The 13,352-nt window shown below is 38.4% G+C and carries 8 protein-coding genes; 6 read left to right on the top strand and 2 right to left on the bottom strand.

Annotated elements, in window-relative coordinates:
* The first annotated feature begins 44 nt into the window (after positions 1-44).
* The 6 genes from ACVWYG_RS11580 (at position 45) to ACVWYG_RS11555 (ending at position 10,023) form a co-directional block, all read left to right on the top strand.
* Entirely contained in the window at positions 45-821 is a 777-nt protein-coding gene (locus ACVWYG_RS11580; protein WP_457270382.1) for a fasciclin domain-containing protein, read from the top strand.
* An 89-nt stretch (positions 822-910) separates the two neighbouring features.
* The gene (locus ACVWYG_RS11575) at positions 911-2,512 is read left to right on the top strand and encodes a DUF5008 domain-containing protein (protein WP_457270381.1); all 1,602 of its coding nucleotides are present in this window, start codon (positions 911-913) and stop codon (positions 2,510-2,512) included.
* Positions 2,513-2,570: 58 nt separating this feature from the next.
* Positions 2,571-4,358 (top strand): DUF4983 domain-containing protein, encoded by a 1,788-nt coding sequence (locus ACVWYG_RS11570; protein WP_457270380.1) that lies wholly within the window; start codon positions 2,571-2,573, stop codon positions 4,356-4,358.
* Between the two features lie 67 nt (positions 4,359-4,425).
* Positions 4,426-5,868, top strand: a complete 1,443-nt coding sequence (locus tag ACVWYG_RS11565) for a hypothetical protein (protein ID WP_457270379.1) — start codon at positions 4,426-4,428, stop codon at positions 5,866-5,868.
* 57 nt (positions 5,869-5,925) lie between these two features.
* Entirely contained in the window at positions 5,926-7,014 is a 1,089-nt protein-coding gene (locus tag ACVWYG_RS11560; protein ID WP_457270378.1) for a DUF5013 domain-containing protein, read from the top strand.
* Positions 7,015-7,557: 543 nt separating this feature from the next.
* Positions 7,558-10,023: a glutaminase domain-containing protein gene (locus tag ACVWYG_RS11555; RefSeq protein ID WP_457270377.1), complete on the top strand. Its 2,466-nt coding sequence runs from the start codon at positions 7,558-7,560 to the stop codon at positions 10,021-10,023.
* Between the two features lie 69 nt (positions 10,024-10,092).
* On the opposite strand, the gene dinB is transcribed toward ACVWYG_RS11555, so the two are convergent.
* Positions 10,093-11,190, bottom strand: coding sequence for a DNA polymerase IV (gene dinB, locus ACVWYG_RS11550; RefSeq protein WP_457270376.1), 1,098 nt, complete (start codon positions 11,188-11,190; stop codon positions 10,093-10,095).
* Positions 11,191-11,591: 401 nt separating this feature from the next.
* Positions 11,592-12,983 (bottom strand): sensor histidine kinase, encoded by a 1,392-nt coding sequence (locus ACVWYG_RS11545; protein WP_457270375.1) that lies wholly within the window; start codon positions 12,981-12,983, stop codon positions 11,592-11,594.
* Between the last annotated feature and the right edge of the window lie 369 nt (positions 12,984-13,352).

Below are 13,352 nucleotides of genomic sequence, written 5' to 3'. Positions count from 1 at the left end.
GGCAGTTCCACACAACTCAATTACCTTAAAAATAAATTATTAAAATGAAAAATATTAATCGCTACATTAAACCATTCACTTTATTGGCTTTGCTTTCAGTAATGGTGATATATTCCTGTAAGAAGGATAACTACTATGTGGATGGTGGAAAGGCAAACCCAGTATTTAATGGTAACGTGCTTCAATATTTACAATCCAACCCTAAGTTTGATACCATTGCACAGATTGTCAAACTGGCGGGCATGGAAAAAGTATTCACCGATGAGAAGATCACCTTTTTTGCTCCGACAGATGAAGTTATACGTCGCACCATTGGTCAGGTAAACGCCGTTAGACCGGAATTGCGAGGTGGCGTCAATCAGGCGCTGTTTGAGTTAGGAAAAGATACTGTTAAAGTGCTATCAGATATCAATCCAAATATTTGGAAAAAATTCTTGTCTAGATATATTTTTAAAGGGGTTTATAAATTGAAAGATTATCCGCAAATAGATTTTGATTTAAAGCCCATTTATCCAGGGTCCTTTTATACAAGTTACGCTGGCGATTTGGCGAATATTGGTGTGGTTTATAATGACGTAAACGGGGTAAAATATACTGGTTACCGTCAGTTATCTTTCTCTTATATTCCCGATCCCTCGACGCCATCATATTACATTCCAGTGGCAGTTGCTTCTTCTGATATACAGCCCAGCAATGGGGTGGTGCATGTATTAGCAGTGTTCGTTTCAAGTGGTAGAATTGGTTCCACAGAACATAGTTTCGGTGCAAATCTGTTTGGTTTTACCGGAGAAATTTATACCGATGTAGTATTAAGTAAGTAATAATAATAATAATAATAATAATAATAAATTTAGTCTGAGTTTAAGTTATTAATCGAAACGAAAGAATAAAAATATTTTACGATAAGCATATGAAATTTAAATATTTTACTTTACTAGTGGTTTTGCTGATCGCATCAATTAGCAGCTGTAAGAAAACAGAAACAGTTTATGATGATCCATATTCTGGGGGAGTAGCGCCACTGGGTATAGTTGTTGATCCACAACAAGTTCCGAGTCCTGCAGCAGGAATTGCGGGCACAACGGTCACAATCGCTGCTACAGGTTTGATGGCTCACAAAGATAAGTTAGGTTTCTTATTCAATGGACAGGTTGCTGAAATTGTAAAAATAACGGATAGTGGAATTGAGGTAAAAGTTCCGGGTAAGGCAAGTTCGGGTGTAACGTCGTTTATAGTGGACGGTCAATTGGTTTTTGGACCGAAATTTACTGTCTTGGGATTGGTAAAATTGGATGCAACCTTTAAGGTGGTAAATGGAACAAACGGACCAATCAATAGAGCTGTAGAGGTAACAGGAGGGAATTGGTTCCTGCTTGGTGATTTTACCAACTATGATAATAAAGGAGTGGTTAAAGCCATTAACCGGATTGTTAGAATATTGCCTAATGGAACTTTAGATCGATCGCTACAATCTGGTTTTGGATCTAATGGAACTTTAAGAGACATGGCGACTTTAAATAGTCAGTATTATCTTGGAGGGAGCTTTAGTGGTTATGCACAACGTGGAGATGGCATTAATAATATTACGAGGATTGGCACAAATGGTGTTATCGACACGGTATTAGCTACAACTTATACAGGTCGGCTAAAGTTTGCTACTGCATTTAATGGCGGTACAGATGGCAACATACAAAGTGTTTATTCCTACCAGAATAAGATTATCGCGACAGGTGATTTTAGCTACTACCTTAGCAGGCGTTACGATCAGCCGTCACGGAATTTAAAGGACAGTACCATTTTGGATAGTGTAGATGTTCGCCAATTGGTTAGGTTTAACCAAGATGGCAGCTTGGATAAGACATGGCGGTTTGATAATAATGCCATTGGTTATAAAGGCTTAAAGGGGAAAAGTTTGCCAGGCGCAACGGGTCGTCTATCTACGATTATGCATACCGATGGTAAAATTGTTGCTTACGGTCAGTTTTCTAAATTTGACGACAAGGCTGCCGGTTACATTGTACGCTTAAATGCAGATGGTACGATAGACAATTCTTTCAATGTGGGTACGGGAGCAGATTATTATATATATAATGTGAATTATAACGACATCACAAAAAAATATACAATTGTTGGTGCTTTCAAAAGCTTTAATGGTGTGCCTTTCGTAAGTATGTTATTGCTAAACTACGATGGTTCTATTGATGAAACCTTTACACCTAAAGTATTTACCGGAGGATTTCCTTCTTATGCTAAACAATTGAATGATGGTTTGATTGTAGTTGGTGGTGACTTTAAAACATACGATGGTGTGAATAAACAAGGTTTGTTAATCTTGAATACTAAAGGCGAGCTTGCAGATGGTTATAACACGATAGGAAATGTGCTAGGTTACATTTCAGATGTGAAAGAGACCAAATCAGAAGATAATAAACGTGCATTGTTAATTGTCGGCAGATTTTCCGTTTTTGACAATCAGCCTGCTTATAACATTGTACGTGTAACTTTAGAATAGAACGTGTTTATTATAAATTTATTGATAAATAGACGCAGAATCCTAATAAATTAAGTATATGAAACATTTCCAAATAAAAAATCGAGTTAGTGCTGCATTTTGCCTTCTGGTAATTTTGTTTGCAACGTCCTGCAATAAGCAGTTTGAAAAAGTTATTCCAAATTCTCCAGATGGTTCTCCTCAATCTTATAAGGTTCCGAAGGTTCTTTATCTAATTGCAGATGGGGCGCGAGGTTCCTCTGTAAGGGACGCAAAAACGCCTGTCATTAGTGAACTAATCAAGAATTCAATATATTCTTGGAATTCGGTTAGTGATACATCGAAAAACGATGCAACCAACTGGGCGGATATGATCACTGGTGTTAAAAAGGAAAAACATGGGGTGTTAACTCCAGATTTTGCTGGGAATAAGCTGGGCGATTATCCTTCTATTTTTCAACATATAAAGTCTATCAAAACAAACTTCCGGATGGTTTCATTTGCAGCTTCTAGCGCATTTAAAAACAATTTAACGGGCGGTACAGATGTATCAGAAAGTTTTGAGGGAAATGATGTAGCTGTTAAAGATCGCATCGTTAGTTTTTTGAAAACAGATAGTGCTTCCATCATTGTTGGTCAGTTCGGTGCTATTGAAAAAGCTGGTACAAAAGACGGCTTTGACAATCAGTATCCAGGCTACAAAGCTGCAATTAATACGTTCGACACACAGGTTGGAGAGATACTGACCGCCCTTAAGGCAAGAAGTACTTATAATAATGAAAATTGGTTGATCATCGTAACGTCGAATAGAGGTGGTGAATTCAAGCTTCCTGTAGCAGATGATGACAAGACACTGTTCAGTAATACCAATGCAAATACTTTTACAATTTTTAGCAACCAGAGTTATAAGCCTACTTTTATCGGGCGTCCGTTCTTAGGTAATACGTATTCTGGTTCTGCGATTCGGTTTAAAGGACAAAATAATGATGCTGTCAAAGCAAAGCTAAATCAGGCAATATCCAATCAACAGTTTAACTTTGGAGCGAATTCTGACTTTACAGTTTCAATCAAGGTGAAGAAGGGAAAAACAGTTGATAGGTCTCAGGGTGATTACTGGTATCAGTGGCCATCTATTTTAGGTAAAAGGGAAAACAGCAGTTGGGGCAATGCTGGATGGAACATTTGTTTGTTTTATAACGGTTGGAGGTTCTTTGGAGCAGGTGGGCCAAATAACTCCAACGGCGATGAAGTTGGAGGTTTAGAGTTTAGCGGAGATACCTGGCATGACCTTACTTTTGTTGTAGAGAAGAAAGCAGATGGTTTTAGGTACATCAGGTTATATACAGATGGTGTAAAAGGCATTACCAATAAAGATGGCGCCTCTGTTACCCAGCCGTCAAAGAACGATTTCCGCCTTTCTGGTAATCCCAATTATGACAATATGGATCCTTTAACTTTGGGTTGGGTACCGGGTGATATCGACGGCAACAAAGGTATTCTAAACCTTCAAATGTCTGAATTTAAAATTTGGAAAACAGCACTTCCAGAGGCTGTAATTAAACAGTATGCCTGCGATCCGACTATGGATGAAAGTCATCCTTATTATGATTATTTAGTTGGATATTGGCCGATGATAGAAGGCCAAGGAGATAAGTTTGTAGATAAAGGCCCTTTTGCAGCCGATTTTCAGCTTCAAGGACCTTATCAATGGGAAAGTTTTACAGATCTGATTTGCTCACCTAGCAATGCAAGTGTGGGTAACTTAGTTCCTAAAAATTCTGACATTCCAACCCAAATTTTAAGCTGGTTTAACATTCCACGTCAAGACAGTTGGGGGCTTGATGGGCGGGTTTGGATTTCAAATTAATATTGAGCCGCCGAAATTATAGGTTTATAGATTCGGCGGATAAAGTAACTAATACAAAGATCTCATCATGAAAAGAGTAATTTTATATACGAACATCGGTTTTTTAGTCATAATGTTGTTTATGGCCTCGTGTAAGCGCGAACTTATTTCTAAAGCAATCGTCAATCAAGACTTACATAACGTAAGCCTTACGGTTGATGAAATGACAAAAATTAGTGATACCACAGTAGCAACGCTCGACAATGACAAATTAGTAATTCCGGTAAAAATCAGCTTTTCTGGAGCGTCTCCACAGGCATTTAGCGTGCAATTAGCTGGGCTTACTGATACAATTGGAACACTGATAAGTGCAGGAAAATTGCCGGCGGGCACGGTGGCTTTAGATCAAGGTCAATTTACACTTCCTCCAGTCGTTGACGTAGCCTTCGGGGTGAAGAGCGTGAGTTTTGACCTTGTTGTTAGCCGTACTTTTATGGAATTAAATTACGGGAAAGAAGTTGCTCTAGCAGTTAAATTGATAGACCCTAAGAAGGGAAATATGCTTTCACCGAATAAAAGCACCACCATTGTTCTTATTAATACGGGAATGACAATTGCTCCTCAAAATGTGCACTATGTTAGTTTTAGTGATGCTGGAAGTATTATAAATGTCCCTGGTACGATTAAGTACTCTATGGGGTCTCAAAATATGTCTATTCCTTTAGCATTGGTATTATCTGGTGAGGCGGGCGCGTCTTTTACTGTCGAAGCTGTAAAAAATACAGATACGTTAAATACACTGTTGAGCAATGGTACGCTTCAAAATACGGTTTTGATGGCGGCTAAAAATTTCACTACGGAAGTCGGAAAGACCACATTTGCAGCGGGTAAAAATACGGCTAGTGTTAATTTGCTGGTAAATTTCAAAGAATTGATGTTAATCAAGGGAAGGAAAGTGGCTTTAGCACTTACCTTATCTAGTCCTTCTAAGTTTCAAATTAGCCCACTTAAGAAAACGGTTGTTGTTGTGTTTGAGCAAGATAAATTCAGACCATATAATGGAACTCCATTTACCATTTCTGGTGTAATTGGTCAGACATCTCCAACCATTTTTGCGGCCTATTACGATATGGGTGGGGAAGGTGTAGCATACCACGATAATGGTGGCAGAGACGGAGGCGATTTTAGAAGACCCGATGAAGTAGATATAGGCGGTAACGCACCTGAATATGTTGTTGGATGGACTGGCGATGGCGAATGGCTGACTTATAGTGTTGTTGTTCAAGAAACAGGTGATTATGAGTTTAACGCAATTATAGGTGCCCCCGGTACGAATGGCCGATATAGTTTATTTATGGATGATGTAAATATCAGTGGTATTTTGGCAAGTAATCAAACGCCAGGTGCTTACGGAGATTTAAGACCAAATTTGTCTATGGTACACCTCACTAAAGGAAGTCATATCCTTAAGTTTTTTATGAATGTGGGAGCGTATGATTTTAAAGGGATGGCTTTTACTAGAAAGAATTAAGGCTTTTAGTAGCGTTTGTCCGAGAATAAATTTTTTATAAAAATAAAAATCAGAATCATGAATAAGTTACTCATTTCGTTTGTGTTATTTTTCTGCACTGTGGCATTGTTGTCATGTTCTAAGAAAGGCGATGTTCAAGTCGATCCGGTAAGTGTAAATCGACCACTCGTAGATTATGCCATTGTGCCGGGTGACGACCCTTTTACTTTTAAATTTGAAAATACATCCAAAGATTATAAAGAATTGGAATGGCGCTTTGGTGATGATAGCCTTTCGACAGCGGTTTCGCCAGAACACGTTTATCTTAAACCAGGAATTTTCGACGTAACCTTAAAGGCAACCAGCGCAGATGGATCTACTGCAAAGAAGTTGCTTACGATAAAAATTGTTGCTGACAGCGTTGCGAATTTTTTCGCTGAAAAAACTGCAGTTGCAAATACAGTAAAATTTTCGTCGGACACTAAGGCAACTATTAAGTCATTTAAATGGACGTTCCATGATGGTACCACTTCAACAGATGCAAATCCGGAAAAAACATACATTCCCAATAAATTTTTTGATGCAACTTTAGATTTGGTCACTGCAAAAGGTTCTGTTGTTCAGTTAACACGAAAGGTGACAACCGGCGGCTCTTTAGTAGAGATTACAGATAGTTACCTTCGAAACGTCAATAGGCCTTTTAAAACTATATCAAAAGATAGCAGATGGGGTGTTTTAGCTGATTGGACAGTAACCGACGCTGTTAAGCAGAGACCTAATAACCAGGGTAGCGTGGACGGGGATAATATGTCAATGGAATCTTGGTGTGGTGAAGCCTTTATTACCAACGGTAAAATATACCAAACGTTGGATTTGAAAGCAGGCACGTATTATATGAGTGCAAATTTCAATGATTACACGATTAATGGCCCAGGGAACTCCTACATGGTCATGGCAGAGGGTGGAATGCTACCAGATGTGAATGATGTGCCTACAAAACCAGTTGGATCTTACTACCGTTTTACCGGTACACAGCCCCTTGATGTTGTAGTTGGCATGACGATTGCGAACGCAAGCAAAGTGTCATTAGGATTTTCTGCCACCATGGAAGCCAATTGTCAAAATTTTAGACTCAATAGCATGAAATTGTATAAGACTTACAAATAATTAAAATAGTTTTTTAGTCTTGAGTGATATAGGAAGACATGATGAAAATCATGTCTTTTTTTTTAGAAAAAATATCACTTATTTATACTGTTCGCGGATAATATAGATCATTTTTGTTAAATTATTTTTCTTTTTGGGCGATATTCGTTTTTCTTGAAAAGCATCTTCAGGAAATCTACATTATCCGTTGCGGGATATTAATGGTGAAAATTAGATTTCCCGCGCAATTATTGGATCGAATGGGAGAAACCAATAGATTGGGTGCAAAAATCATTTTGATGTTTTCCAAAATCCCGATAATTAACATGTAACTTACAAGCTAATTGATATTGTAAGTTACAATTTATTAATTAAATTTAATTTAAAGCAAATAAGGGATCAAGGCTCTTTCAAATGGCAGAATGGACGCCTAATAAAAAGGAGAGCCTAACACTTATTTTAATTAACAATATTAATGGTGATACCTGGGTTCAAGTGCTCGGGTATTTTTTTATTATCGATCGATGAGAAATTTGATCATTTACAACAAATCAAAAAGCAAAAATGAAACACACACGAAACCTTAAATTGTCTTCGCTGATTTTCTTTACAACCTGTTGCCTTACAGCATTTGCACAAGAACGAAAAGCACCCTCTTATCCCTTAATAACACACGATACCTACTTTAGCATTTGGTCCAATACGGATAAACTGAACGAATCCAACACAGCCCATTGGACCGGCAAAGACCAGTCCTTACTTGGCTTAATCAGCGTCGATGGAAATGTGTATCGGTTTATGGGGGCTGAGACAATCAATTATAAAACCGTTCTTCCTGCAACCGACGAGGCTGCCTTCAATGTTAATTATACAGAACAAGAGCCCAAAAAAGATTGGACTAATATCAATTTTGATGTAAAGGGTTGGAAGGTAGGCAAGTCTCCCATTGGGGATAATCCGAAAGACGTAAAGACCCTGTGGAACAGTGATAATATTTGGGTAAGAAGAACTTTTGAATTGTCTAGTGTGAAGAATTTAAAGAATCTATTTCTAAAATTAAATCACGACGATAATGTCGAAGTGTTTTTGAACGGCAAGCGAGTTTATAAAAAGCAAGGTTGGACCAATAGTTTTGAGTTGATTCCTCTTGGTAAAGTAGCGTCATTAACAGACGGAAAAAATGTACTTGCCATCCATTTAATGAACAGTGCTGGCGGCCGGTATCTAGATTTCGGTTTGGTAGAGAAAATAGAAGACAAGGGAAAACCAATGCAATTGGCAAAACAAGCAAGCGTTGATCTAAATGCGACTCAAACCATTTATAAATTTACTTGTGGTGCAATAAATTTAAAATTAACATTTACCTCTCCACTTTTGCTAAATGATCTGGGGATTTTAGCCCGACCAGTTTCTTATGTGTCTTACTCAGTAGATGCAAACGATGGAGAAAACCACCAGGTGAAGGTATTTCTAGGCGCATCTACAGATATCGCGGTAGATCAGTCTAGTCAAAAAGTGAATACAAAACAGTATAGCACTGCAAAACTTTCCATCCTGAAAGCTGGAACGGTAGAGCAGCCCATTTTACAAAAAACTGGCGACGATAGAAGAATTGACTGGGGCTATTTCTGCGTGGCAGTACCCAAAAGCCGCGACGCCGTTCAATTTATTACCAGCCAAAAAGAAGCGGTGAGCACATTCGTTAACAATAGAACAACCACTACCGCGAAGTCTGGAACGATGCTTTCTTTAAATACTGTATTGTCCTTTGGATCAGTGGGTAAAAAGCCGGTAGAAAAGATGATTGAGTTAGGCTATGATGAGATCTATGCCGTTGAATATTTTAATGCCAAACTAAGGCCTTGGTGGAACACCTCTGGAAAGGAAACCATAGAAAGCCAATTGACTGATGCTTATACCGACTACGCATCTGTCTTAAAAAAATGCGATGACTTTAACAAAAGCATGTACGCGGAGGCCATGAGCGCAGGTGGTAAAAAATATGCAGATCTTTGCGTATTAGCTTATCGTCAAAGTATTGCAGCACATGCCTTGGTTCGAAGTCCGGGTCACGAAATTTTATGGTTGTCAAAGGAAAATAATAGTGGCGGTTTCATCAACACGGTGGATGTTACTTACCCGTCTGCGCCGTTATATCTAATCTACAATCCACAGCTTCTGCAGGGAATGTTAAACGGTATTTTTCATTTTAGTGAAACAGGAAAATATCCTCATCCCTGGGCAGCCCACGATTTAGGTACCTATCCACTTGCCAACGGACAGACCTATGGGGAACCAATGCCGATAGAAGAGTCGGGCAATATGATTATTCTTACAGCGGCAATCGCCAAGGCCCAGGGAAACGCAAAATATGCAGACAAACATTGGAAAACATTATCAATCTGGGCCAACTATTTAAGTCAAGAAGGATTAGATCCTAAAACACAACTTTGTACAGATGATTTCGCTGGACACTTGGCGAGAAATGCAAATTTATCCATAAAAGCGATTGTCGGAATTGCATGTTATGCACAAATGGCAGAAACACTTGGTAAAACCGAAACGGCAAATAAATACAGAGCCATTGCAGAGGGCATGGTTAAGAAGTGGATGCAGATGGCCGATGCAGGGGACCATTATGCGTTGACATTCAATGATAAAAATACTTGGAGCCAAAAGTACAATCTAGTTTGGGACAAAGTATTGGATTTGAAGCTTTTTCCGCAAAGTGTTTACGATACTGAGGTTAACTATTATCTAGGCAAACAAAATAAATTTGGCTTACCGCTCGACAGCAGGAAAGCGTACACCAAAAACGATTGGATTTTATGGACGGCCACTTTCGCGCCGACTCAGCAAGATTTCGAAAAGCTGATTGATCCAGTTTATAAGTTTGCTTTAGAAACAGAGTCGAGGGTGCCATTAAATGATTTCTACGACTCTAACACCGGCATTAGAGAGAATTTTAAAGCGCGTAGTGTGGTTGGTGGTTTCTTTATGAAAATGCTTGAAAAAGAGATGAATAAATAAATTTATTGCTTCAAAACCGTCAGCTTAAAAGCGTTGTTGTGGCAGCGCTTTTTTAATTTTGCTCAACCGCTAGAAATCGAATTCTAATTGGATAATCTGCGCTTCGGTCTGGTTTTTTTCTTTAAAACTGGAAATCGAAATGCCCAATAAGCGCACTTCTTTGTTTTTTAGTTCTACAAAACTCAATAGTTCTGCAACATGACTCAGAATATGCGTTTGTTCGTTCACAGCTACACTTATGGTTTTGCTCCTAGTGATGATGGTAAAATCGCCGAATTTTACTTTTAGGGTAATTGTTCTTCCCTGTAAAAATTGTTTGCGCAAACGGGTGGAGAGTGTTTCGCTAAGCTGTACTAAAATAGCACTCAGCACCACATAGTCACTTGTGTTCTCTGGCAACGTATCTTCCACACTTACAGACTTTGTTGCTCTGTGTGGCCTAACCGGTCGGTGGTCTATTCCCCTAACCACATGGTAGTAATAATCTCCGGCTTTACCAAAAATGGCTTTAAGTTGCGCTTCTGAAAGTCTCTTTAAATCCGCTCCCGTAACTATCTGCATGGCTTTCATTTTTGCTGCAGTAACTTTACCAATGCCATAAAATTTCTCTATCGGCAACCGTTCCATAAAGCCCTTAATTTTAGAGGGGCCGATAAAAGTCAGGCCGTCGGGCTTTTCTAAATCTGAAGCTACTTTTGCAACAAATTTATTAGTAGACACACCTGCTGATGCATTTAAGGCAAGCTCATATTTAATATCTCTTTTAATATTTCTAGCAATCTCTAAAGCAGAACCTATACCTAGTTTATCTTCGGTCACATCTAAATAAGCTTCGTCTAGAGAAAGCGGTTCTACCAAGTCTGTGTACCGAAAAAAGATGGCGCGGATACTTTTAGAAACTTCTTTGTATACTTCAAATCTTGGATAAACGAAAATGGCTGTTGGGCATAATCGATAGGCTTGACTGCATGGCATTGCAGATTTTATTCCATATTGGCGCGCTTCATAACTTGCTGCCGCAACCACACCTCTGCTGTCTGGCTGACCGCCGACAACAAGCGGCTTGCCTCGATATTCTGGAAAATCACGCTGTTCTACGGAAGCATAGAATGCATCCATGTCTACGTGTATGATTTTTCTGATGGGTTGGGAAACAGCATCTGCCATGTAAGTCAAATTTACAGAAATTTGAGCGCGCAGTAAAGAGAAATCAGTAGTGAGGTGTCAGAAGTCAGTTAAATTTCAATCACACCTGAAGAGATCTAACGTTCTTGTGAGCCAATATCGGAGAAAATAGAAAGCCATAGAGTGTTTACTCCACTGATTTAGCGGCCCTACCAAAATGAGCTTGTTAAATGGGCAGGTTCATTGCTTAGTTCTGGTGGTTTTAAAGGCATGCCATTCATTAGGCAATTATCAATTTCCGTTACAGTTGCGCCTGTTTCAACATGAGAAAGCCAAAGAATAACCTGCCTTAAAAATCAAAAGATTAAAAATAGCAACATCATCGCTTATCAAAAACAAAATAATATTTAACTTAAAAAGGTAGTTAGACTGTTGCTTCTATATTAATTCTTTTTTGAGGCTTTACTAATCTGAGTTTTAACCGCCGGCAGAACAACGAAGAAGCTAGACCCTTGTTCCATTGTACTTTCAAAACTGATTCTTCCTCCTTGTCGTTCTGTAAATTCTCTGCATAAGGCTAAACCTAAGCCTACGCCTTTTTCATTATTTGTACCATAATCGGGTTGTGCTTTAATACTGAAAATCTTTTCCCGTTTATCTTCGGGAATACCTTTTCCATTATCTTTCACCATAATTTTACATTCGTTCCCATTTAATGCTGCTTTAATCTGGATCCAGCCTCCGTTCGGTGTGAATTTAATGGCATTGCTGAGCAGGTTACGGATAACCAGTTGCAGCATGTCAACATCAGCCGTCACCAAAATTGCCGAGGGTATTTGATAGCTGAGCGTAATTTCTTTTTTAGCAGCATGGATTTTCTCAATTTCCAATGTAGTGGTTAAGGTGTCGAGAAGATTCACATCTTTGAGGTGTACATTCGCACCATCCATTTGAGATTTTGACCAGTTCAACAAGTTGGAAAGCATTTCGATGGCATGACTGGTAGATGTAAGCAAAGTTTTCTCCAAGCCCGCGCGCTCCTTACTGCCTAAATCATATTTATGCAGTAGTTCTAAATAGGTTTGTATGTTGATGAGTGGCGAACGAAGATCATGTGATATGATAGACAACAACTTGTTTTTCTCCAAGTTGCTTTGCTCAAGCTGGTCTTTCTGTAGTAAAATCTGTTCGTTACTTGCTTTTAACGCAAATGACTTTTCTTCCGTTACTTTTTTTTCTTTATCGTAACGCTTCCTAATAAAAGTGATAATGAAATAAATAACTACGATAGGAATAGGAAATACCGTTACCCGGTCTAAAAATTGATCTCTACCGGCAAGGAAAGGGTGCTGCACCAAAAAAGGAAATTTATATGCAAGAAGATGGATGATAAAAAAGGAAATTAAATACAGGACTAACCATTTAAAGTGCTGATTGTAAGGAGAGATTGCAAGGATAAATAGCAGGTAAACTGGCCAAATCAAATCGGTAGAACCATCAATCCCAGACATTAGAAAATAATTAACACCAAAAAGCAATATGCCTATTAAACCAAAAGCAATGTTACTATGGGATTTGCCTCGATATCTTGATTGGTAATATTGATAAGAAAAGAATAAACCGATTAAAACATTAGAAATAGCCGCTGTATAAAGGCCTGCATGCAAATTATAGGGAATGTATAAAATGTCCAAAACAATTAAACAAATTGTAATCGAATGGAATATGCGACACTCTAAAGAGAAATTGGAAGCGCTACCAATCCATTCGGGCCAAAAAGTATTTTTTTCTTTAAAATGGCGTTTATTCAGCCTATTTAATTGATTTATTGACATGTATAAAAGATGGTAAGAGCGCGCTTTAAGTATAATTTAAGATGTAAAAATATAGTATTTTATTTTAATATTTCGGGGATAAGCCTTTAAAGGCTTTTGGATTGCTAGAGGTTTTAGTTGGGAATTAATTAAAAAGTTGATATTGAACCCCTAATAGACCACCTCAAAACGTTTACGGTTTCGCGCGGTAAAGTAAAGAGACTAAAGTCTTAGAATAGTTCAGGCTTTTTTCTTGGTGTAATCTGCACAAAGTTTTGAGCGAAGCTTAAATACCCTCTAGATAGATTTGCAGACTATTTCATCTGTCAATTACTGAATCGAACACAAATACATTGGGCGGAAAACCTAAGTTGAGGCTGTGCCAAAAAA

The organism is Pedobacter sp. UYEF25, assembly GCF_054061655.1.
Note: the sequence above shows the minus strand (reverse complement) of the source record. Positions and strands in the feature narration are given on the sequence as shown.